General features: G+C 54.0%; 20 protein-coding genes. 8 read left to right on the forward strand and 12 right to left on the reverse strand.

Annotated features, from left to right (window positions below; genetic code table 11):
* Window positions 1-369 precede the first annotated feature (369 nt).
* A complete protein-coding gene (locus RID21_RS00005; RefSeq protein ID WP_145193160.1) occupies window positions 370-1,137 on the reverse strand; it encodes an HpcH/HpaI aldolase family protein in 768 nt (255 codons plus the stop codon).
* 277 nt (window positions 1,138-1,414) lie between these two features.
* Here RID21_RS00005 and RID21_RS00010 point away from each other — a divergent pair, with 277 nt between their 5' ends.
* Together RID21_RS00010 and RID21_RS00015 are read left to right on the forward strand one after the other, a co-directional pair.
* Window positions 1,415-2,635, forward strand: a complete 1,221-nt coding sequence (locus RID21_RS00010; protein WP_197996888.1) for a TolB-like translocation protein — start codon at window positions 1,415-1,417, stop codon at window positions 2,633-2,635.
* Window positions 2,636-2,919: 284 nt separating this feature from the next.
* Entirely contained in the window at window positions 2,920-3,834 is a 915-nt protein-coding gene (locus RID21_RS00015; protein WP_350186546.1) for a leucine-rich repeat domain-containing protein, read from the forward strand.
* 35 nt (window positions 3,835-3,869) lie between these two features.
* Here the strand turns inward: RID21_RS00015 and RID21_RS00020 are convergent, their stop codons facing one another.
* Window positions 3,870-4,178, reverse strand: coding sequence for a hypothetical protein (locus RID21_RS00020; protein ID WP_350186548.1), 309 nt, complete (start codon window positions 4,176-4,178; stop codon window positions 3,870-3,872).
* A 254-nt stretch (window positions 4,179-4,432) separates the two neighbouring features.
* On the opposite strand from RID21_RS00020, the gene RID21_RS00025 reads away from it, so the two are divergent.
* Entirely contained in the window at window positions 4,433-4,951 is a 519-nt protein-coding gene (locus RID21_RS00025) for a hypothetical protein (protein WP_350186550.1), read from the forward strand.
* 26 nt (window positions 4,952-4,977) lie between these two features.
* Here RID21_RS00025 and RID21_RS00030 read toward each other — a convergent pair whose 3' ends face one another.
* The 7 genes from RID21_RS00030 to RID21_RS00060 all read right to left on the reverse strand — a co-directional run bounded on the left by RID21_RS00030 (window position 4,978) and on the right by RID21_RS00060 (window position 9,182).
* Window positions 4,978-5,286 (reverse strand): hypothetical protein, encoded by a 309-nt coding sequence (locus tag RID21_RS00030; RefSeq protein ID WP_350186552.1) that lies wholly within the window; start codon window positions 5,284-5,286, stop codon window positions 4,978-4,980.
* Entirely contained in the window at window positions 5,283-5,858 is a 576-nt protein-coding gene (locus RID21_RS00035) for a hypothetical protein (RefSeq protein ID WP_350186554.1), read from the reverse strand. The genes RID21_RS00030 and RID21_RS00035 overlap by 4 nt, the downstream gene beginning before the upstream one ends.
* A 16-nt stretch (window positions 5,859-5,874) precedes the next feature.
* Window positions 5,875-6,495 (reverse strand): hypothetical protein, encoded by a 621-nt coding sequence (locus tag RID21_RS00040; protein ID WP_350186556.1) that lies wholly within the window; start codon window positions 6,493-6,495, stop codon window positions 5,875-5,877.
* On the reverse strand, window positions 6,485-6,745 hold the full coding sequence (locus RID21_RS00045) for a hypothetical protein (RefSeq protein WP_350186558.1): 261 nt from the start codon (window positions 6,743-6,745) through the stop codon (window positions 6,485-6,487). The genes RID21_RS00040 and RID21_RS00045 overlap by 11 nt, the downstream gene beginning before the upstream one ends.
* 5 nt (window positions 6,746-6,750) lie before the next feature.
* The gene (locus tag RID21_RS00050; protein ID WP_350186560.1) at window positions 6,751-7,671 is read right to left on the reverse strand and encodes an ADP-ribosylglycohydrolase family protein; all 921 of its coding nucleotides are present in this window, start codon (window positions 7,669-7,671) and stop codon (window positions 6,751-6,753) included.
* A 53-nt stretch (window positions 7,672-7,724) separates the two neighbouring features.
* Window positions 7,725-8,135, reverse strand: a complete 411-nt coding sequence (locus RID21_RS00055; RefSeq protein ID WP_350186562.1) for a hypothetical protein — start codon at window positions 8,133-8,135, stop codon at window positions 7,725-7,727.
* Between the two features lie 234 nt (window positions 8,136-8,369).
* A complete protein-coding gene (locus RID21_RS00060) occupies window positions 8,370-9,182 on the reverse strand; it encodes a metallophosphoesterase family protein (RefSeq protein ID WP_350186564.1) in 813 nt (270 codons plus the stop codon).
* 83 nt (window positions 9,183-9,265) lie between these two features.
* Between RID21_RS00060 and RID21_RS00065 the strand changes: the two genes are divergently transcribed.
* The 4 genes from RID21_RS00065 (at window position 9,266) to RID21_RS00080 (ending at window position 14,507) form a co-directional block, all read left to right on the forward strand.
* A complete protein-coding gene (locus RID21_RS00065) occupies window positions 9,266-10,750 on the forward strand; it encodes a DUF6896 domain-containing protein (protein WP_350186566.1) in 1,485 nt (494 codons plus the stop codon).
* 81 nt (window positions 10,751-10,831) lie between these two features.
* The gene (locus RID21_RS00070; RefSeq protein ID WP_350186568.1) at window positions 10,832-11,203 is read left to right on the forward strand and encodes a hypothetical protein; all 372 of its coding nucleotides are present in this window, start codon (window positions 10,832-10,834) and stop codon (window positions 11,201-11,203) included.
* A gap of 263 nt (window positions 11,204-11,466) precedes the next feature.
* Complete coding sequence (locus tag RID21_RS00075; RefSeq protein WP_350186570.1) at window positions 11,467-12,726, forward strand: glycosyltransferase family 2 protein; 1,260 nt, start codon at window positions 11,467-11,469, stop codon at window positions 12,724-12,726.
* Between the two features lie 155 nt (window positions 12,727-12,881).
* Entirely contained in the window at window positions 12,882-14,507 is a 1,626-nt protein-coding gene (locus RID21_RS00080; protein ID WP_350186572.1) for a glycoside hydrolase family protein, read from the forward strand.
* Between the two features lie 26 nt (window positions 14,508-14,533).
* Here RID21_RS00080 and RID21_RS00085 read toward each other — a convergent pair whose 3' ends face one another.
* Window positions 14,534-15,817 carry an Nramp family divalent metal transporter gene (locus tag RID21_RS00085; RefSeq protein ID WP_350186574.1) on the reverse strand — a complete coding sequence of 428 codons (1,284 nt, stop codon included), beginning with the start codon at window positions 15,815-15,817 and terminating at the stop codon, window positions 14,534-14,536.
* A gap of 93 nt (window positions 15,818-15,910) precedes the next feature.
* On the reverse strand, window positions 15,911-16,516 hold the full coding sequence (locus tag RID21_RS00090; protein ID WP_145045457.1) for a nitroreductase family protein: 606 nt from the start codon (window positions 16,514-16,516) through the stop codon (window positions 15,911-15,913).
* Window positions 16,517-16,812: 296 nt separating this feature from the next.
* Between RID21_RS00090 and RID21_RS00095 the strand changes: the two genes are divergently transcribed.
* A complete protein-coding gene (locus tag RID21_RS00095) occupies window positions 16,813-20,646 on the forward strand; it encodes an AsmA family protein (RefSeq protein ID WP_350186576.1) in 3,834 nt (1,277 codons plus the stop codon).
* Window positions 20,647-20,864: 218 nt separating this feature from the next.
* On the opposite strand, the gene RID21_RS00100 is transcribed toward RID21_RS00095, so the two are convergent.
* Window positions 20,865-22,235: an IS4 family transposase gene (locus RID21_RS00100; RefSeq protein ID WP_350186578.1), complete on the reverse strand. Its 1,371-nt coding sequence runs from the start codon at window positions 22,233-22,235 to the stop codon at window positions 20,865-20,867.
* Window positions 22,236-22,473 lie beyond the last annotated feature (238 nt).

Genomic DNA, 22,473 nt, shown 5'->3' on the forward strand with positions numbered 1-22,473 from the left:
AACCACGTTCCATAAGTGGTCCAGGTAATGAAATAGGTGAATCGTTCGATCATAAAATAAATCATCCATCAAACTGAGCGGCAAAGCGCTAGCTGCCGGTAGTTTTTAGCCGCGTTGTATATATTACCGGTGGCTAGCGCCATTCCGCTCACGGTAGGTTCGTCTTTTAAAAACAAAACCTCTTCATTGTATAATCCAGACTACCCCGATCATTCAGAAATCTGGTTTCTTAAATCATCCGTTTAAATCTAAACCCAGCAATTCAACTGAGCGGCAAAGCGCTAGCTGCCGGTAATTTTTAGTCGTGTTGTATAGATCACCGGTGGCTAGCGCCATTCCGCTCACATGCACGCCAAGCCTAAACAGCGATCACCCTTTGCGCAGTTCCCCGAACGCTGTCTGCATCGCGTGGGTCAGCATAAGACCGTCGTTGGCGTAGACGACCAGCCGGGCGCCCTGGCGGATTGTGCGCAGGGCCTGCTGGGTGGTTCCGAACCAGCAGCCTGCGGCGACGTGCTGTGCGTTCGAAACGTCGATCACTTTCTGGATCGCGGCGATGAGTTCCGGGTTGTCATACTCGCCGGGGATGCCCATGTTGGTTGTCAGATCGCCGGGACCGACGAAGACCGCGTGTACGCCGGGAATCGAACAGATCTGTTCCAGGTTCTCAATGCCGGGCACCGATTCAATCATCGGAATGAACAGCGTGTTCTCGTTCTTTTTCTCGATGTAGTCGGCCGTCTTCTGATTGACGAACTTCCCCTCTTTCAGGGCTTTCTCCAGCACAATCCCTTTCAACGGCCGATAGACGGCAGCAGCCGCCAGCTGTTGTGCCTCTTCATATGTTTCGACATAAGGTACCACCACGCCGTCAAACGTATCACAGACGCGGGCCACATCCGCAGCGTCACGACTGTGCGTGCGGGCCAGGCAGACAATGCCTTTGGACTTCAGGGCATACCGCAGCGGCAGAAACTCCGCGAGGTCGAGGGTTGTATGCTCGGGTGTGACGATCACAAAATCGAGCGAGTTGTCCGGGATCGACTCGACCATCGCCGGCACCACCGCATGCTGAAACAGCGACCCATACACGGTTTCGCCCCGAACCAGTTTCTCTTTCAGTTTCTTTACCAGCATAACCGTGCTTCCTCGACTGCAGGAACAGAGTGATCATTCGAAAGACGTTCACTCCATCATGCCGGGCGAAAAGTTGCATGTAAAGAAAATGTCGAGGTTTTGTGGAAAACAACTGTACAAACTAAGTCAAGGAGTTAACCTGAAAGGTCTCATCGAATACATCTGAAACTCACTCGCCATTTTCTATCATCTACCTTTGATGGGCATACAATACAGACAGTCGTATGAAATTCAGATCTCCCAGGAATTGTTAACCCAAACTGGAACTGATACAGCAATGAATAAATGGTTTTCTCTGTGGCTGAGTCTTGGATCATCACAAAGACGATTCCCTCAGATTCAGGTGGCTCTGGTATTCATCCTGTTCTGTCTTTTCGCTGACCTGGCATTGGCTCAACAGGAAGATCAATCCAAGGTCCAACCTCTGATCACGTTCCTTTCCCATCGTACGGGGCACAATGTCCTGTATACGATGCACCCCGATGGATCACAGATCACACCCGTATTGGGAGGTCCCGTTTCTGACCAGCCCGTATTCACAAAAGGCGTGACCATGTTCCGGTCACCACACTGGACACGACAGAGTCCCAATGGGAAATACTTTGCTTCGTGGGTGTATGAAGAAGGTCACCCTTTTTCAAAATGGCAGGGTGACCTGCGTGCCATGCTCTGGGTGGGAGATCTACAGGGGACATGGACCCGCATTCTGAATCCTGACTGCACAGAACTCTTTGCCTGGTCACCTGACAGCAGACAGATCGCCTGGTCCACGAACTTTGCAGACTCCCGGATCCGCTTCCGTCAGAAAAATCAAGCCGAGCTAAGTCGAATTTATGTGGCAGGAATTGATGGTTCACATTCCAGACAGGTGATGGAAAAAGAGGGATCGTGGCTTGTGGAAGACTGGTCGCCAGACCAGCAACGATTGTTGATTACACACCCCAGCGACGGTGCAGAACTCAATGACTCACGATGTGAACTGTATGAACTTCTTCTGTCTGAGACGTCGCCTGCGCAAGATTCCGATAGCCAGGATAAAACATCTCAATCAGAGAAAAAGATCCTGAAGAGAATTTCATTCTCTGCAGAAAATCTGGTGATCAGTTCGGCCCGTTACGCCCCTGATGGCAAGAGTCTGGCATTGGTTGTTTATAACCCGGAGAACATGTACGCCTCGAATCTGGCAGCTGATGATGAATGGGGACGCATGCGGATGATGCGTCTGCTGGGAAAGATCGCTGTCCTGTCGCTGGATACGGGTGAGGTTAAAGTCATTTTCGATCCAGACTACGGACTCCGCGGTCCTATCTGCTGGACTGCAGACGGCAAAGAAATTCTATTCTCACGCTATCTGTCACCAAACGACGTACGTGAAAAATTTCAGTCGGACAAATCACATGGTCTGGCAATCTGGGCCATCAATCGACAGGGGAAAAAACCAAGATTTATCACCACAGGCTGGAGTCCGGATTGCAGTCGTGTTGTGAACGGAAATTAATTCCATGATGGGTTATAGCTGAAACAGCGACCCATACACGGTTTCGCCCCGAACCAGTTTCTCTTTCAGTTTCTTCACCAGCATTACCGTATTTCCTCGACTGCAGGAACAGAGTGATCATTCGAAAGACGCTCACTCCATCATGCCGGGCGGGTAACTGGATGTAAAGAAAATGTCGGAGAATTCGAAGATAGATCGACACATCTGCGAACTTGTGCTAGATCTAAAGGTGTCAGATTCATCAGGGAAACCAACTCATAGTTTTAGATCAAGTCAGGTACGTTTTGAATCATCAGAATATTGCAGATCAATTTTCCGCAGCTGCAAAGACTGGCACTTTAAATCTGTCTATGTTCAAAGGAGTCGCAGATTATGAACCAGACTCTGCTGCTCTGAAAGATCTGAAAGAATTAGATTTAAGAAAGACTGGTTTGAAAAATGTACCGCAATGGGTCTTTCAATGTAAGAACCTGAATGCCCTCTATCTCGATCAGAATGATTTGACATTCATTCCGAGCTCAATTGGTTCATTGAATCAACTTCGTGTTCTAACCCTTGAAGATAATCGCATTGAAGAACTTCCTGAAGACATTGCTTTATTACAACAGTTGCAATTTCTGTATGTCGCATCGAATGTTTTATCTTCGCTTCCAGATATTTTCAGCAACCTCAATCAAATCGAGGATATTTCCTTACACAATAATCCACTCACCACAATCCCTGGTTCCATCAGTCAGCTCACAAAACTCAAGGAATTGGTCATTCTTGACACTCAACTCAAGCAGGTACCTCATGAAATCTTTGACATGCATAATCTGCGCTTGCTGGATCTGAGATTTAACCAGTTTGAAACGATGCAAGCGGGATTTGGCAGGCTGACGCAACTGGAAGTTCTGGCATTAGCTGAGAATGAGATTTCCGAAATCCCTGATTCAATTGGGAATATGACCAATCTTGTTGAACTGTCACTCTACGAAAACAAAATTGAAAAACTTCCGGCATCCATTGGAAACTTAAAGAGGCTCAAGGGGCTTTATATCAACGATAATCCGCTTCCCAAACTGCCTGTCGAACTAACGGAGTTAGCCGAGTTAGAGTCTCTTGGTATAGAAAACACTGGCTTTCTCAAGCGGTATCCCGAAGTGGAAGATCTCTATCTGGAGGAGATTCTGGAATTGGTAAAGCATGATGTACATTGAATTCCTGTGAGTTGTAAGCTATCTAGCATATCTCATCATTCAAGCTCATGCTCTGCAAACAACCGGTAGTCAGGTTCGCGTACCCACTCGGTTAGCAGCGACTTCAGTTCCTCGTCCTGTAGCGCTCTCGTACGCGGATATTGTCCATAATTGATGGCCCATCCATCCTCATACTCATCCAGTATCAGCATTTCTTCCCATGCGCGAATTCCTTCAAAGGGCTCTGGTACTGGGAAAAAATAAGCACAGACGGAATCTGGTGTTGTCTCCCGGGGGCCAAACCTGCGCACAACCACATCGGCTCCCAGCGATTCAAGAAACAAAATCAATTCCGCTTGTGTCATGCTTCTGGCTCGTCATCACCATAGCGTTGCAATTTGTTTCAGTTTCTTCACCAGCATAACCGTGCATCCTCAACTGCAGGAACCGAGTGATCATTCGAAAGACGCTCACTCCATCATGCCGGGCGGGGAGGACGATGTAAAGAAAATGTGTCTGACTTCGAAAAAATAGAGACGTGCATCACACTGATTCTGATACGATGAGACTCGCCAGAAATACATTGCAGCATTTGCGTGAACAATAATGAAGGAAGATCATGACGTTGAGATGCCGTGTTGATTTGACAGGAATTCTGCTCAGCCTGTTGAGTTTAATACTGCTCCCTGCAGGCTGTCAGCAGGCGGGTGATCCAGTACCGTTGGACGCTGCGCTGGAACTGCAGGAAACGGGACACAGTGATCAGGCAATCCAAATGCTTGCCAGGGAAGACATTGAAAAAAATCTTCATGCGTCTTCTCTGCGAACGCTGAAAATCAATGAGAGCGAATTTAAAGAGTTACCCCAGTGGAAGCGCGACTTTTTCTCAGAGGAATCTTTGTTACTGGTCCCCCTGCTCAAAAGGGCCGCCTATCTGCAAATTGAACAATTACAGGCAGCCGAAGATGCAGGCGCAGCGGAGAAAGCGAAAGAACTGCAATCACAACTGCAACGTCTGATCGGTTTTCTGCAGGACAAACAGAGACTTCAGCTCTATCAGCAATTGGGCGGCGGCATTCAAATGAAGCTGAAGGAAGCCACATCAGACCAGGTAGATTCATCTCAAGAATCGACGTAGAGCCTGCAAGCCAAGGGGAAAGTAGATCACTCCGGCTCATAATCCGCAAACAGCCGGTAGTCCCGTTCGCGCACCCACTCGGTCAGCAGCGACTTCAGTTCCTCGTCCTGTAGCGGTCTGGTCTGTCCGCTCTGAATATATCTGATCGACCAGCCAGCGGCTGCCTCCTGCAGATAAACCGCGTCTTCCCACCCCGGGATCGGTACCGGAGAATCCGAGTCCGGCAAACGTCCTACCAGGACAGCAATCGTCTCTGGTTCATCCGGCTTGTACCTGCGCACAACCACATCGGCTCCCAGCGATTCCAGAAACGAAATCAATTCCGCCTGCGTCATGCCTTTGTCTCGTCATCACCGTAGCGTTGCAATTTATCTTTCAACTCCTGGTACGCATCCCGGGCTTCGCGAATCGTGGTGCCGGGATGGAGTTCCTGGTAGATGCGGATCGCAGCGACTTCCTGCTCGTCTTTGACCGCCTGCAGTAATTCCATCGACACCTCTTTTCTGGACTCCAGACCGATGTTCGGCAAATCGGGTGACCAGTGACCCCAGTCCAGTGTCTTCCCATAGCGTCCCCAGATCTGGTCATCTTCATGACAGCGAAAGCCAAAGACCGCGTGATATTTAAGATTGAAGCAGTCTCTGCATTTCTCAGGTACAAACACTTTGCTCTTGATAAACTGATCTTCGACGAGGACTGGATTGCAAAGCCCCGATTTGCGGCAGGGGCCATAGTCTAGAGAGAGGTAGTCCTCTACCTGATCCATCGCCCGGACACATTCCCCTTCAAACATATTTTCACATTCCGCGCACTTTCGTGGAATATGATCTGTACTTCCAAAGTGACTGAAAGCAACCGGCTCCAGTGACCCTTCTACCTCGCACCGCGGAAATACTTTTCGATACATCTGGATCTCCCACGCCTCACTCAGGATTCAAAGCATCAAACAGCGCATCGAACTCGTCCGGCAGTGCGGAGAGGGGCTGCAGGTCTTCGGCTTCCGGGTTCTCGGGCAGGGGTTGAAAATCGATATAACGGATCTTCAGCGTCACGTCGAATTCGCCGAGGGTCATGTCCAGCAGGACAAAGCTGGCGCCCATCATGGCTTCCCGGTTGTCTTCGGTCAGACCGGGGACATACACGATCAGATCGATGGCACCATCTTCGGTCTGCAACCAGAAGTAGAAGTCGTCCGGCGTCAGTTCCTGCTCGCCGAACTGCAGGGCACAACCCGCTAAATCCATTCGTTGTCGAAAGGGAGTGAACGTCCAGCCGGGCAGATCGGGGGCACTGTCGATTAACAGCATCACTGCAGGAAATGCCTCTTTCACTCCGTCGGCACTGATGACCAGATCGCGCACGCCCTCCTCATCGGGCATGGAGATTTCGTAGGTCAGACCTTCGTCGACCTCCTGCAGTTGTTCGCCCAGTTCCGGCAGCAGTACTTCCTGCTGGTCTTCCAGATGTTCAAAGCGATGCAGGTTGTTTTCAAACCAGAACCAGAAAGAGAGAACATCGGGCGTTGATTCCGGGTCAGTAGTCATCGGGCTTTCTCACGCAAAAAGAAAAGGGATTGAGAAACATAAACGCCATCATGGCAGTTGCAGGTAGAGAAGTAAAGATTTTGTTGGCTGGCATGCTGGCCAGGTAGCGTTTCTTAATTCGGATGGTATCTACCAAAATCGTTTCAACCGGGGCTAACGCCCTGCGGCTAATTTGGCTTTTCTGTTGTTGAAATCCTGAAAACAAGAGTACCTGCACAACCTTGACCACGGTAAATATATTTAAATACACATTACCTAATCCAGCAGCTTCGTCAGCGCCAGTTCCAGCATGTCCCGACGAACCAGGCCGGCACGCAGAGAGGAGGGAATATTCGACTCTCCCCAGCAGGCCCCCGCCAGTTGACCGCAGACCGCGCCGGTCGTGTCGGCGTCGTCTCCCAGGTTCACGGCCTTCAGCACCGCTTCTTCAAACGAGTCGGCGTCGTGAAACGCCCAGAGGGCGGCTTCCAGGCTGCGGATGACCCAGCCCGATCCTTCGATCTCCGGCGGCTGTCTGCGTCGAAAGCTGCCGTCTGCGATCTCCTGTACCAGTGGATGCAGGGGTTTGATCGCGTTTAACTGTTGCAGCGCCTGCCAGTCCGCAGCGAGCACCGTTTCCCGCGGTTCTCCCCGGATCAATGCCGCCAGCACACAGGCCAGGTAGCGACAGGCATCGCGGCACTGCTCACTGGGGTGCGTAGGCAGGCTCGACTCTTCCGCCAGCCGGGAGAACTCAGCCAGATCGGATTCGAACAGTTCCGCATACCGCATGGGCACCGGCGCCAGTCGCATGATCGAACCATTGCCGCTGGCGTATTCATGCGAGTCACCCGACGTGAGCGCATTTCCGTTGACAGAAAATTCCCCCAGTGCCCGGCGGATCGTCATCCCGATATCAAAACAGCGGCCGTTGACCGAATAGCGGCCCGTCTTCCACCATTGTACGTAGCGCTCGGCCTGGTCGTTCAGATCCCAGCCGACCTCCGCGATACTGTCGGCCAGTGCGAGTGCCATGCTGGTGTCGTCGGTCCACGCCCCCGGTTCAATCGGATGCGGCCCACCCCCGCGATACCCGGTCACCGGCGGAAAGCTGCCCGGCGACTGGAACTCCACCGCCGCCCCGAGGGCATCACCCACGGCCAGCCCGATCAGCGTGCCTCGACTCCGGTCTTCCATGTTGTGTTCCTCGTGTTGTGTATTGCAGGATAGATGTGGTTCATCATAGTGCATCAGACCTCCGGTAACGACTGCAGATCGGGTTCGACAAAGTTATGCTTTGCTTCCAGGGAGATCAGCCGCTCTTTGGAGTAGTAGTCGAGCAGTACCCCTTTCTTCAGCATGCGAGCACAGGTGTTACAGAATTCGTCTGACGACTCGAACGGCCCCTCTTCCCGGAGGGCGTGGCAGACCAGCCGCATGAAGGCGACCGTGATGGTTTCGTGGTAGCCTCGCTCCAGTTCTTCAGGAGTATCGGTGGCTTTATTGTAGGCTTTGATGCCGGCCCGCATGCGGAACAGTGCTTCCGCGTAGGGAAAGCGCGTGGCATAGAGGTAAGCCACCCGGACATGCGCCCGGTGTGTCCACTCCTCGGAGGGCAGGGTGCAGGCTTCAAAGGCTTCCAGTAGCTGGGCATCATCCATGAGTGGGTATTCCCGGACATTGAACAGGTCGACTTAATTGGCAGCCTGTGAAGTTAGTTGACGCCGATTAAGGGGCACACTGTTTAGAATGGAGCCCTGACAGCGGACGGTCAAGTGCGTATTCGCGTGACGGACGGGCTTTCCTTAGATTACATGAAAATATCACATCAGCGTGTCAGCATGCTTAACCGGGACCAGGGACGGATTAAACCTGCCGTGAGGGCAAAGGGGAACTCAGTGTGTGAGAATTACGGTTCTCGCATCGACATTAAGTACCTGGGTTCCGTTTTCATATTCGATTAACGGCTGATCCCAGTGGGCATGTCCGCGGACGACCAGGGGACTGCGACGCGTACTCAACAGGTCTCGCACGCGGGCTGATCCCTGCTGCCGGGCATTCAGGCCGCGGGGGCCGTCGTGCAGCAGCAGGATGTCGATTCGTTCTTCCAGCAGCAGTTCCAGGGCAAACAGGTAATCTTCCTCACTGCGCCGCTGATGGCGTTCCGGATTGCCGATGATCCCGCCGATTCCTCCGATGCGGAGTCCATCGAGTTCAACGAAATCACCATCCAGGTAATGCAGATGTGCGGGAAAGCGGGGTCGGGCTTTACTGTTTTCGCCATAGGTATCATGGTTGCCGGCCACTCCCGCCACCCAGGCAAATTCATCGCCGAAGGCCCGCCAGACGGCGCTCACATCACCGGTGCCGCCCCGTTTGTCGATCGCGGGGACGGTATAGAAGTCCCCCGCCAACCAGACCGCGACACGGGAGGGATCGTGAATTCCGACCTCAGGCAGGACTTCCTGAACCAGGCGCAGGGGGAGTGCTTCTCCCAGCAGACGCGGCGGACCGCCGGGCGATTCCTGAAATCGCTCGCGGCCCTGCAGATCGGCGGTGACAACGACAGCATCCAGTCCCACAGGCAGCGCATTAACCCGCGCATGATGAATCGGCAGACGTTCTTCATAGAAGCCGCTCCTGCCGCTGCCTGCGTTGAGATACTTAATTTCTTTGAGAAGTGTTGCGGAAAAATCTATAATTTTCATATCGAGCAGACAACGCACAGCCGGTTCAGGTTCGGTGGCTCATTGATCCCCGTCCCTGCTTCTTTCGAGACATCAATCATAGCATGCAGTACGCACCGGAAATCATTCAGCGACTCCAGGCAGCTTCTGAGGTTGACGTTCCGTTGGACGATTTCATCAAAGAGTGGCTCGACCGACCCTGGCCGCTCACTCCCTGGGCCAGTTGGACGCTGTTCTCACTGATCCGTCACCGTCCGCGACAGGAGTTCGTTTCACAGATCGTGCAGCAGAACCTGGGGGTCGACCAGTTGAATCTGGCCAAACGAGGCTATGATGCCCACCCGGAAGGCATAAATCGCGGACCAGTATCCGGTCTACCCGAATGGGAATATTATTTACACGGCTGTGGCTGTAGCCTTACTCATCAACAAACGGGCATAGAGATCGATGTCGATTTTTATGACGAAACCGCCGACTGGATCGACCTGTTTTTTTATCAGGGATTTTTAAAGTCACTGCGACAGCCCGAACTCTGTGAAGCACGCGTGCTCGCACTGCATGCCTCCATTGAAACCGTCCAGTTCGCGTTTGAGGAACTGCAGGAGCAGGGATTTCTGGAGGAAAACTCCGAACATCATGCCTCACGCCTCTCGTTTGAGATCGGGGAGATTCTCCCCCTGTTGGAAAGTCTGACAGAGAAACACGCGGAGCCAGAGACCATGCTGCGTCTGGCCGCGGTGATTGGCGACTGGCCCCTGGTAGAACAACTGCTGAACTCTGGAGAAATTCCACCTGCAGTGACAGCGAAAGCCCGGCAGATCATTTCCGCCCGCAAACGCTTTCTGGCGAATGAATTCGAGCAGAACGAAAATCAGAGTCTGGCATTGCAGGCGCTGCAGGAGAACCAGAGCCCGGACCTGGATGACTTTTTGAAACGGGCGCTGAAATCAAACAACTCCAGCACCCTCGATACTGGCCTGGATTTAATCGTCGCGACCGGCGATACCCGCTGGTGTCCCCTGGTGTCAGAAGTCCTGCAACGGGTCTGTTTCATGGGCAGTGCCGATGAGTTTCCGCGTCCACAAAAATGGGCGCAATGCCTGGAGTTCCTGTTACGACAAGAGTATGAGTTCGATAGAACAATTGAATTCTTGAATCACGTTCCAAAATATGCTCTGGGAGAAGCGGCAGCGATCGCCCTCGAATTTCAGCCTCATTTGGCTCTGTCGCTGTTCCGCGAGGCACTCCGCTCCAGTATCCCTCACAATCGTGTAACAGCAGCCGCGATTCTCGCAATCATAGGCCAGCCCTGGTGCCAGCGCGAACTGCTCCGGATTTTAATAGAGTCCACCGATCAGGAAGCGACATCAGAAAGCCGCGCCGCTTTGAAAATAATCTGGAATCTCGAATCGAAAGCGGACGTCGAAATCTGGGAACGCGAGAATCCCTTACAGTTCGAAAGTGATGAGCACATTACTGTCGTCGAAGCCATGCTGCTGAAGACTCCCTGGTATGTCGAATTCGAAATGGAACAATGGCGTGACCGCGTGCTGCCGCTGCGTGACATCATCCCTCCCGGTGCGGAATAGAATCGTTTTGCTTCGCTGGCGCCATTCTGCTAATCTGAATGAGACTTTAACTTCCCCCCCTGAAACATCGCGGACCCACCCATGAAGCTTCACTGTCATTTATTGATTGTCTGTCTGTGCCTGCTGGTTTCCGGCGCTGGTTGTACCGTGAACTTCAGCGTTAATGCGGAACGGGAGGAAGACCTCGGCTCGCATCATGTCATCATTCGGCCGGGAGATACGATGACCACCACGACGGAAGCCACGTTCGGCGATGAAGCGACATACGAATTTACCTGCGGCGACGTGAAGGTTCGCATCGAAAACGAAGCGCTCTCGGTGAACGGCAAATCGTATGGGATGCTGGAACCCGGACAGGAAGTCATCGTCGATCATGGGACCATCAGTGTGGCCGGTGAAGTGCGACAGCCTGTCGTACCCCAGGCAGAATCGGCCGCGTCGCAGTCAGACTGATGTTATGGCTGTATATTTAATCTCCATCTTATGTTCCGAAATCGGCTAAGCAGGTCCGCTTCCCAACCGTCTCCCCGGCACGACCGTTCCAATGGGAATCGGGGGCTCCTTTCTCTCCCCTCCCGACTAGATTTCCAGAATTTTGTTGATCAAACGGGCAATTTCAGTAAGATAGATAATATACAAGGTATTTGCCGCCCAGGCAGGAGGTAAGCGATTCGGCGGATTGACGGAGCATTTTCCTTAATCCAGGAGCGAATCTCATGTTGGAACTGACGACAATCAGTGTTTTCTGTCTGCTTTGCTTTGCCCTGCTCAATCTTTACTGGGGCCAGCGGGTCGCCCGCCTGTATCAGGCCCACCTCGGTGAGAAATCCCACTCCAGTTACACACCGTCGGCGGCCGTCGTCCTGTCTCTGCGGGGCAATGATCCGTTTCTGGCCGACTGTCTGCATGGTTTGCTGAACCAGGATTATCCTGCGTACCAGGTGAAGATCATCGTGGATCACATTGATGATCCCGCTTTCGCTTTTGTGACCCAATACCTGGCAGAACACGAGCACCCCCATTGCGACGTCAGCATCCGCGAAGTTTCCAATGGGGTCTGTGGCCTGAAGAACGCCTCGCTGGTCCAGGCCATCCGGGAAGTTGATAACGATGTCGAAGTCCTGGCCTGGCTCGACGCGGATGTCATCCCCCATCGCAGCTGGCTCCGCGAACTGGTCTCTCCTCTGCAGGATCCCGAGGTCGGGGTCGCTTCGGGCATTCGCTGGTATGCCCCGCGGCATGCCAACCCGGGAACCATGGTCCGCCATGCCTGGAACACTGCAGCCATGATGCAGATGGTGGCCCTGGAAATTCCCTGGGGAGGTTCAATCGCACTCAGCCGGGAGATCTTCACTCATCCGCAATTAACCAATTCGTTCTCCCGTATGCTCTGGGATGACACAGGACTGAAAGTCATCGCAGATCAACTGGGCCGCAGAGTGGCCTTCGTGCCTGCCACGACGATGGTCAACCGGGAATCGATCTCCTTTGATTCCTGTTTCCGCTACATGACTCGCCAGCTGGTGAATGCCCGCTATTATCATCCGCACTGGTGGCTCGTCGCTGGCCTGGGATTGATGACGGCTGTCGCGCAGACTGCGTTGCTGGTTCTCAGTGTGCTCTTTATGCTGCAGGGTGATCTGACGGCAGCAGCGAGTTCCGCGGGAGTTCTGCTCTTCGCGAATGGCTGTGTGGCTGTGGCGATCTTCCGCATCAGTCTGCTGGTTCACAAGACGGTTAAAGCTCGCGGTGAGCATTTTCAGCGTCAACCGCTGCGCACGCTGGGTTACCTGGGAATCACGGTTTACATCTTCGCGGCTGCGTTACTGGCAGCCATGCGGACCCGCACCATCGACTGGCGCGGCGTACTGTACCATGTACCCGATCCGTTTAATGTGCAGATCATGCATTATGAACCGTATCGGCATCCCGAAGCGAATGCCTCATTGCTCGAGCTGGAACACGTTTCGATTTAAAACAGATGTTCCGTTTCGGGTGCAGTGCACCAGGTCTCAATCAGGAGACCTGCTTGATCCTGCGCGTCGACAGCGAGTAAGATAGAGCGGACTGAATGATCACAATCCCATCTCAGGCTGCCTTGCGCGCCCGTCTCCCGATGTAAAGACCTGCCATGTTTTCCGAATCCGCCTGGAGCCGCAAAAGTATCGGCGACGTCGATGTCGTCTACCATGAAGGCCTCTATCACCTGTTTCACCTGGTGCTGCCCAACCACGACTTCATCGCGCATGCGATCAGCGATAACGGACTCAACTGGCGGCGCGTCGACAACGCGCTGTTCATCGGCGATCCCGGAGGCTGGGACGACCTGATGCTCTGGACGATGCACGTCACTCGCGATCCGCATCAGCCGGGACACTGGCGGATGTTTTATACCGGCCTCTCCCGTCGCGACCAGGGAAAGAAACAACGCATCGGACTCGCCCACAGCGAAGACCTGTTTCACTGGCGAAAAGCCGACGTGCACTGGGAAGATCAGCGCGGCCACGACGACCCGGAGATCGTCAAGCAGACGCGGGCGAAGCTGGTTCGTTCGGTTTCCAACAGCATCAAGGCCAAGCAGAACCTGGAAAGCAGCTTTCCCCTGGAGCCAGATGCCGAGTTTTACGAATCTTCAGTAGACGAAGAACGCAACTGGGTCAGCTTCCGTGATCCCTTCTATTTTCACGAGGAAGACCGCGGCTGGCTGATGATGGCGGCACGCACCAACGAAGGCCCGCTGGTCCGCAGGGGCTGTGTCGGTCTGATGGAGGAATATAAACCCAACCATTTCCGCGCACTGCCGCCGCTGCACGCGCCGATGATGTATGACGACATCGAAGTTCCCAACCTGTTCCGCATCGACGGGGACTACTACCTCGTCGGCAGTCTGCGGGAAGACGCCAAGATCCGCTACTGGCACACCACAGATCCGGAGCAACCCTGGCGCAACTATTACGACAACGTGCTGCTCGCCAAGGGGAACTACGCCGGTCGCATCTGTCGAGACGACAAGGGGCTTCTGCTCTGGAACTTTTATGTCCGCGATCCCCACGACCGGATGACAAACAACATCCTGCCTCCGCCCAAGCGTCTCACACGCCGGAGCAACGGACAGTTAAAGGTCCAGACCTACGAAGGCATCATCGAACGCATTGTTGATAGCCTCGATTCCCGCTGCCTGCACACATTAAAAGGGGCCCGCGAGCAATCCTACTTCTGCATGCTCGACGATTCCCTCGAGCTGATCAGTCAGGCCGGCTTCCAGGGTTTTGTGTTCGACGAGGAAATCAACTGCTTTCGCATGCGGTGCCGTCTGACAATGAAGGGGGCCGGCAAATGTGGACTGCTGTGCCGGATCGATCCCGAAACACACGACGGCTATTATCTTTCACTGGACCTGATGAAAGGGATCGGCCAGTTCCGCGCCTGGAAAACGGGACCGCTCAGATCGGGCGAGCACATGATGCAGTTCGAATCACTGCAGGATGGTTTCTGGCGGGCCAGTGAACCGCAGGATGTCGAAGTGCAGATGATCTCCTTCGGCAGTTACCACGAACTCAGTATCAATGGGAACGTGATCCTCTCCCTGGCCGATGCGAACTTCAGCAGCGGAATGCTGGGCTTCTACGTGGAAACGGCTGCGTTGCACGTCTCCGATCTGGAAGTGCACCATATCAAGTCGCCCACCCAGACCGACGATCACCTGACCACCGGCTGGCGAACCAACGGTGAAGAACCGGGAACGCTTTTGCAGTAAGCAATCAGCTTGACGCGATGTTTCCGTTAACCGCCGAACAACTTCTCATATAGACTGTAGGCGGTGCGTCCTGCAAGCAGGAGCGAAGTGATCAGGCCGATAAAGCCCAGGAACTTCATCCAGAAAGGAATCGCGTTTTCGCCCGTCATGTCGGAACGGGTCGCCAGCCAGAGCATGGCGATGGCCAGCATCGGAATACCCAGCACGGTCAGTGACTGAGCGAAGATGATCAGCCCCACGGGACTCTGTCCCATCGTCTTGGTGTAGATAGCGACCACCATCCCCATCATCAACGCGCCGACGGTACACAGCTTGGGCCACTTCTCATCGATGTAGCCCCCTTTACCCAGGCCATCCGACAGGACCGAACCACCGATCATCGCGTTCACAAGGAAGGAACTGAAAGCACCGGCGAAAATCCCCAGCGAGAAAATGATCACCCCGAAAGTCCCGAACCCGGGTTCCAGACTCTTGGCGACATCCGCGACGGACCCCAGTGTTTTCACATCGGGATTCTGATACAACACCTTGGCGGCGGTGATCAGCACCATCATCGTAATCAGCCCCAGCACACAGATCCCGACAGTCGAGTCGATCAATCCCTGTTTGAGGTTATACCGGGTCCAGCCTTTCTGCCGCACCAGGTACGACTGATAAAAGGCTCCAGCCACGGAAAACGTCGTTGCATACAGCGCCACGACAGGCGTCATGACTTCGCTGAATTTGACTTTGCTTGTATCGAATTCGGGCAGGGAAGGAATGAACCCGGCGATCGCTGCCCCCCAGTCGGGCTTCGCCATCAGCAGGTTGATCGCAAAAGCGATAATCATGATCCCCACCAGGAGCTTCATCAGGTTTTCGATCATCGCATACAGATGTTTAAAACCATACAACGCCAGTATGATGAAAATATTCATCGCAATAATGATCATGATGTCTGCGTTGCTCGAACCCATAAACGGCTCGACCGCGGCGAGTACTCCCAGATTATTACTGAACTGAAAACAGGCGGCGATCAGAAACAGGATGATCCCCGTTGCAGCAGCCACCGGGCGTCCCGCTCGTTTCGCCAGTTCATCACAGATCGTTCCGTCCAGCTGAATCCCCAGTCGGGCTGAGAGCGCGGTCATCGCAATCATCATGATGACCGCAATCACCAGCACCCAGTTCATCTGATAGGCGTAAGTGTGCCCGATCTTGGAAGCCGACAAAATACTGCCCGGCCCCAAGACCACCGAGGCGGTAATAATCGCCGGGCCCAGGCTGCCGAGAATGCGCTTGATCAGATTTGATGGAGGCTGTTCGCTCATGGGAGATACCGTATTTTCTAAATAACCGAAAGAAATTCATCAGGCCGTATCTTAACAAACCTGATCCTCAAGTTAAGGTCTTACCGGTTGCAATTATGCAAATCGATCGTAAATTACGACCTCGTCTAATGTTAGCTGCCCAGCTCGTTCATTGGCGGGTCGCAGAGCCTTCCCCACAACCACGAACATTGAGATCAGGTGGTCCTCGGGAAGATTGATCAGTTCAGCCACTTTATCAAAGTCGAAACCATCCATGGGACAGGTGTCGTAACCCATCTCCTTGGCGACCAGCATCATGGTCTGGGCAGCCATCCCGCAGGAGCGCATGGCTTCATCCCGCTCGGCTTCGATGTTGTCTTTGTAATAGTTCAGAATCATCGGCACCAGTGCCTTCTGTACCGGTTCGGGGGCGTTTTTCCAGTAGCGGTCCGGCTCTTTTTCCCAGGCCTTCATATCCGCACAAATCACGACCAGCAGCGACGCATCGGTCACCTGCGACTGGTTCCAGGAAGCGTCCCGCAGCTTCTGTCTCAGTTCTGGATCTTTCACCACGAGAAACCGCCAGTGCTGAATATTGAAGGCGGTCGGGGAAAGCATGGTATAGGAGAGGAGCTTTTCGATTTCCTCATCGGTCATGCGATGCTCGGGATCGTATGCTTTGACAGAACGTCTTTCTTCTATTGCCTTTAAGGTGTCCATTATCTTTCGCTTCTCTTGACGGGTTCGGGTAATTCACAATGCGCCAGGCACTTACTATCATAGGCAGTCTCAGCAAGGATGAACACTCTCTGCCAAAATCGGAGGCAGGAAATCAGCTGTTTTTTTAGTCTTTTCGAGCGTCTCCACCCGGATTCTTCTCTGATCAAACATTGTCGCCCGCTGAACAGACCCCTATAGTAGTTACTAAGGGCTACCGGACTTCAGGCACGGATGAGAAGGTCAACCCCCGTCCCCGGGGGCACCTGCACAATGGAATTAATCAACAGGATCGGACGATGTCCCAGTCAGATAAAAAACAGACCACCGCAGATAAAAACAGTGCCGATGCTCAACCGGAACAAAAGAAACGCTCCTTCGGACGCACCTTTCTGATTCTGCTGGTCATCGTCGGTATTCTCACCTGGTTTGCACCACAGATCATCTCGCGTACCGCGCTCAAAGATTCCATTCTGCCCCTCGTTCTCAAACGCTATCCCGCGGATATCAAAACGGGTGACGTCACACTTGGCTGGGGGCAGCCGGTCTCCTTTCAGAATATCGTGCTGGAAGACTTTGAAGGACGCCCCGTGGTCCGCATCAAACAGATCCAGACACAGAAAACGCTCTGGGAACTGGCGAAGGACCGCAAGCAGGTCGGCGATGTGAACGTGACCGGCGTGGATTCCTTTACTTACGTCAACAGTCAGGGAATCGCCAACCGGGACTTCATCACGGCACTCATCAACAAAGGGACCGAGGAACATCCGGAAGGCGAACCGGGTAAAGAGGAACCGCCGAAAACGGGTCTGCGTCAATCGCTGAAACTGAACCTGACCGATTTGAATCTGTTTGTTGTCAACACAGACCAGCAGGCGAAAGAAGAGGAAACTCCCTACCTGGCCGGCATGAACATTACGGTGACCCGTCCCGGCCCGCGAACCGAACCGGTACTCGTGGAAGGAAACTGGCAGGAGAAACTAGCCGAGAATGCGGGCAGCAGCAAACCTGCGGAAATCGCCTTTACCGCCAGTGTGGTCAATGCAGACCAGCCCGATGCTTCCCGCTCCGGTTCACTCAAATTCAAATCACGATTTTTCGACCTCAAACAGTTAACGCCCATGGTGCAGGCCTTCTCCCCGGGCGCTTATATTGACGGCATTTCCAATTCCGAAATGGAAGTCAAATGGTCGGGCACAAAAGAGGCCCCCCGCTTCACTGTCAAAGGAAACTGGGAAGCGGCCCCCTTCGTCTTCAGCGCCCCTGAGCTGATCGGTAACGACGAAATCTCGACCGACTATGCGAAAGGGAACCTGGACCTGATGGCCGCCGATGGCGTGCTCTACTTCAAACAGGCCGAGACAGAATCACAGCTGGGGAAACTGGCGCTGCAGGGCAAAATCAATCTGAAGGACCTGCAGCACGAGGATCGCCGCGAACGTCTGGCCGGTCTGTTGTCATCCCGTCTCAAGCTGACCGGCGATCTCGACCTGGCCGAGGCAGCGCGCCAGCTGCCGGAAACCGTGCACCTGAAACCGGGAATGCGAATCACATCGGGGAACGTCAACTTCGAACTCTCCAACTATAATCCGCAGCAACCCGAAGAAGCAGCCGGTCAGACCTGGCTCGTTGCTCTGAAAACTTCCGACCTGAACGGGGTAAACCAGGGACGCGAAATCCGCTGGCAGCAGCCGATCGAACTGCTGATGCGGGTCCGCCGTGAAGCGGAACAGTTCGAAATTGAATCGCTCCGCTGTGCCTCGGACTTCCTCAAGCTCAGCGGCAGCGGCAATGCACGGGACCTCAAGATTCAGCTCGAAGCGGACCTCGATTTGCTCTCACAGCACCTGGAACAGTTTGTCGATCTGCAGGCCGTGGCCCTCAAGGGAAAACTCAAAGGAGAAGTCGATTTTCAGATCGAGAACGAGAACTGGAAAACTCAGTCTTACCTGACGTTTCAAAACCTGCAGCTGGCAGCCCCCGATCGCCGCGGCTGGAGCGAGCCCAAGCTCGAACTCACCATCGATGGCGCCGGCACCACCGACGAGAAGCAGCTGCACGTCGAACGTTTTATCGTCACGCTGCTGGCCGGCGAAGATTCTTTCCAGGCGAAACTCAAAGCACCGACAACCATCGAACGTCAGGCGGAAGCAGATCAGAAACAGCAGGTGCTTCCGTTCCAGGTCCAGCTACGGGGTAAAATCGCGTCCTGGGCCGATCGCGTACGTCCCCTGGGGAGCCAGGACCTGGAGCTCGGAGGCAACGTGCAGTTCTCCTCGGCAATCTCGATTGGTGACGAGTACGTGGCGCACGAAAACACAACCCTCGATCTGACCAATCTGCATATCGCCTCTCCCTCCCTCTGGATCGATGAGCCGCGGGCCGAACTCAAAACGGCCGGCAGCTGGGATGGCAAACACAAGACATTGAAACTCGCCACACTGGCCTGGCGGAGTGAGGCGGTTGCCGTCAATGGCGAAGGGATTGAAGTACAACTGCCCCATGCTGAAGTCAGCACTCCCTCGCTCGACGGGAAACTCGCCTTCAATGGCGACCTGCACCAGATGACCAGCTGGTTTCAGAATCCCGCAGAACCGCCGACACAGAAATATTATGGAAACATCCAGGGGCAGGCCAACGTGGTCGTCAATGACCAGGGCCGGATGGCGAACTGGCGGACGACCATCAAGGACTTCGCCATCGAAGCGCCCCGGCGCCCCGATACGCGGGTCACAAAAGAACCGATTGCCAGCCAGCGCAATCCGGGCTGGGTGATCAGCTGGCAGGAACCGGAGATCCGCATCGAAGGGGACACCCGTCAGAGCCTGCAGGAAGACACTGTCGCGCTCAACCAGATGTCGATTCACTCTGATATGCTCGATCTGACAGCGAAAGGCAAGATCGATAACTGGAGTACCACCCGCAACATCCGCCTGGCGGGTGAAGTGACCTACGACTGGGAAAATCTGACGCCTCTGTTGCGCAGCAAACTCGGCCCCGATGTGCAGATTGTCGGAAGAGAGACACGTCCGTTTAACTTAAATGGTCCGCTCGGCTCGCCGCAATCACAAGAAGTCGAAGCGGTGGCCCTCGACAATATCCAGCCCCGACCACTGTATCCGAATACGCGGCCCCTGTTCGTACCGACCACCCGTTACCAGGATCTGACGGGTGAAGCGGGTATCGGCTGGGAACAGGCCAACATTCGAGGCCTCACCAGTGGCAAGACGACCATCGAAGCCCGCATCAAAGACGGCCAGATTCATATTACCCCCATCGACCTGCAGGTGAGCGGCGGTCGACTGCGGGTGGCCCCCATTATTCGCCTGGACGTCAAGCCGACGGCCCTTGTCTTTGGTAAGGGGGAAGTGATTGACCGCTTCCAGTTCACTCCCGAAATGACCCGCAACTCGCTCCGTTTTGTGGCGCCGATGATCGCCAACAGCACGAGCATTCAGGGACAGTTCTCACTGAGTCAGGACTATGCCATTATTCCGCTCGACGAACCGGCGCTGGGTGAAGCCCGCGGTGCGATGTCCATCCAGTCAGCCAAGGTGGGACCGGGCCCGTTGTTCGATGCCCTGGCAGGGAAAATCGATCAGGTCCTGGCGATGATCAACATCAATCGTGACGGTCGACTGATCGGCCCCGATGCGATCTTCATGCAGGTCAACAATCAGACCGTGCAATACCATATGATTGACGGCCGCGTTTATCACAGCCCGTTCCAGGTCAACATGAAGGGCATCACGATTACCACCACCGGTTCGGTGGGGCTGGATGAATCACTCGACCTCGTTGCTGAAGTGGGTTTCACAAACATGCTGCCCCAGGACAGCGACAAGCCGCTGATTAAGGCGCTGCTCAGCCGTCCGCTCAAACTACCCATCGGCGGTACGCTCAAAAAACCCAAGGTCGACATGAGCTCGGTTGGCAATTACGCCAAACAGATGGGCGTGAATGCCCTGGACGCCGTGCTGGGAGGCGGCATTGGTTCCCAGATTCAGAGCCTGTTCCCCGAGCGGACCCCGGAAGAAATGGAACGCATCCAGAAGGAACGCGAGGAACGTCGCAAAGAACGCGAAAAACGCCGCGAAGAACGACGCCTCGAAAAGCTCAAACGCAAACAGTAACTCTGATCAACGCACACCAACCGTGAGCGGAATGGTTAATAGCAGGAACACACAGAGAAGTATCAATCAACGCAAATTCTGATTTCCAGTAGCCAGTCAGCGTTTATTGAATCGTTGTAACCGTGGTTGAAGGTATACGGTTACCCTTGAAGTGAGGACTTCAATTACAGAAAAACCTATTAGCCGCAAGGCGCTAGCCTAATGGTACTTACCTTCCTTCATTCTTCTTCCGCATCCGATCTTTTCTCGCGTTTTTTGAAGTGAGTTGACTTGGTACGGCGTCGATACGCTTCCCTTGGATATTTGCGTCCCGGTCGGTTGGGTAGCTTGTCTTGCATGGCGATCCCCAGCGCGAATCGATAGCGTTCTCTCCAGTCGGCAGCTGTGGTATACATCGACGACAACAGAAACTGCCAGAACGTGGTACAGATTCGTTTGAAGCTCATCCGACGGGGAGACACCTTCACCAGCTCTGCCGCCTGACGCCGGAATTGAACAATCAGATTATAGGCGACCATTGATGTCATCAGTTCCTTATGGAACATCTCAACGCCCCGCGCACGAATGTTTTCCGTATCCAGGACCACTTTGATATTCCGAATATCGGTCTCGACATCGGTCCGCCGCGCATACAGGTCGGACAGCATCTCGACTGATTCATCCAGGCTGGTTACCAGATACAGCGGCTTCCCTTCGTCCGTTTCGAATTCATGCAGTTGAACCGACAGTACTGCGTCGGCAGGCAGCTCGGGATGCTTCTTGCGTTCACTGGGGCTGGGCTGCCACTGACAGGACCAGGTCTTCCAGTTCGCGCCTTCGTCAACCAGGGTTGCAGTCTTGCGCAATCGATCGAACCGCTGCTTAGACAGCCGGAACAGGAATGACAGACCAGCCTGCTGAACCTTGTGGGCCACGGAGAAAATACCATAGCCCGCATCCGCCATGACGATACTGTCAGGGGGCATTTGCGTCAGGCAGTTGTCGATCAGCGCGGTTTCAGACACGGCCTCGGGACCGTACATGGCGCCCACTTCCGGAACCAGGGCAGCACCGCTGGAGAGTTCATGCGCGACCACCAGTAAAGCCACAGGCCAGACCCCTTCGCCGTATTGATTCGAAGCGGGAGGATACAGTTTCTGCAGTTCTGTTTCGGGAGCCAGTGTGATCGTGGTCCCATCGATCATGAACACGCGACGGTCCTGGAATGACGTCGGCGACGCTTCGATCATGGACTGGCTGACCTGCCTGGCAAACCATTCGGCAACACTGCACGGCAGACGCGTTCTGGCCCGGCTGTAGGCGCCTGTATTCAGCGAAAGTGTCCCCTCTGAAACGCGTTTATTATCGGGCAGCAGCTCAGGTTTGGAATCCAGCAGTTTTTTGACAGCCGCTTTCAGGGAAGCATCCGGATTCATCCGCTGATACACGAGCATCCAGAGGACGACACTGATCGTATAAACGGCGTTCGGATGAGCGGGAAATAGCGCGTCGGCCTGACTCAGATCGACCAGTTCCTGAATCTGTTCGAAGGCTTTGTCGAACTCCTGATCGAGTTGGGGATCCGCGGGGATCGTTCGTTTTGCACACATGCCAATATGACTCCTTTCTAAAGAAGTGATAAGTTGTGCGCAAATACCGTGCCAGTCGCGGCGCTTTTGTTGGTTGTTTCTAAGGTAAGTGCCATTAGGCGCTAGCCACCGGTAATATATACAACGCGGCTAAAAACTACCGGCAGCTAGCGCTTTGCCGCTCAGTTTGATGGATGATTTATTTTATGATCGAACGATTCACCTATTTCATTACCTGGACCACTTATGGAACGTGGTT

Origin of the sequence: Gimesia sp. (assembly GCF_040219335.1) — a bacterium.
Lineage (GTDB): Bacteria > Planctomycetota > Planctomycetia > Planctomycetales > Planctomycetaceae > Gimesia.

Coding starts and splice junctions, on each gene's coding strand:
- RID21_RS00075 (WP_350186570.1), top strand. CDS start 11,467: ATGTTGGAACTGACGACAATCAGTGTTTTCTGTCTGCTTTGCTTTGCC.
- RID21_RS00010 (WP_197996888.1), top strand. CDS start 1,415: ATGAATAAATGGTTTTCTCTGTGGCTGAGTCTTGGATCATCACAAAGA.
- RID21_RS00005 (WP_145193160.1), bottom strand. CDS start 1,137: ATGCTGGTAAAGAAACTGAAAGAGAAACTGGTTCGGGGCGAAACCGTG.
- RID21_RS00080 (WP_350186572.1), top strand. CDS start 12,882: ATGTTTTCCGAATCCGCCTGGAGCCGCAAAAGTATCGGCGACGTCGAT.
- RID21_RS00025 (WP_350186550.1), top strand. CDS start 4,433: ATGACGTTGAGATGCCGTGTTGATTTGACAGGAATTCTGCTCAGCCTG.
- RID21_RS00030 (WP_350186552.1), bottom strand. CDS start 5,286: ATGACGCAGGCGGAATTGATTTCGTTTCTGGAATCGCTGGGAGCCGAT.
- RID21_RS00035 (WP_350186554.1), bottom strand. CDS start 5,858: ATGTATCGAAAAGTATTTCCGCGGTGCGAGGTAGAAGGGTCACTGGAG.
- RID21_RS00050 (WP_350186560.1), bottom strand. CDS start 7,671: ATGGAAGACCGGAGTCGAGGCACGCTGATCGGGCTGGCCGTGGGTGAT.
- RID21_RS00055 (WP_350186562.1), bottom strand. CDS start 8,135: ATGGATGATGCCCAGCTACTGGAAGCCTTTGAAGCCTGCACCCTGCCC.
- RID21_RS00085 (WP_350186574.1), bottom strand. CDS start 15,817: ATGAGCGAACAGCCTCCATCAAATCTGATCAAGCGCATTCTCGGCAGC.
- RID21_RS00040 (WP_350186556.1), bottom strand. CDS start 6,495: ATGACTACTGACCCGGAATCAACGCCCGATGTTCTCTCTTTCTGGTTC.
- RID21_RS00070 (WP_350186568.1), top strand. CDS start 10,832: ATGAAGCTTCACTGTCATTTATTGATTGTCTGTCTGTGCCTGCTGGTT.
- RID21_RS00020 (WP_350186548.1), bottom strand. CDS start 4,178: ATGACACAAGCGGAATTGATTTTGTTTCTTGAATCGCTGGGAGCCGAT.
- RID21_RS00100 (WP_350186578.1), bottom strand. CDS start 22,235: ATGTGTGCAAAACGAACGATCCCCGCGGATCCCCAACTCGATCAGGAG.
- RID21_RS00065 (WP_350186566.1), top strand. CDS start 9,266: ATGCAGTACGCACCGGAAATCATTCAGCGACTCCAGGCAGCTTCTGAG.
- RID21_RS00090 (WP_145045457.1), bottom strand. CDS start 16,516: ATGGACACCTTAAAGGCAATAGAAGAAAGACGTTCTGTCAAAGCATAC.
- RID21_RS00060 (WP_350186564.1), bottom strand. CDS start 9,182: ATGAAAATTATAGATTTTTCCGCAACACTTCTCAAAGAAATTAAGTAT.
- RID21_RS00095 (WP_350186576.1), top strand. CDS start 16,813: ATGTCCCAGTCAGATAAAAAACAGACCACCGCAGATAAAAACAGTGCC.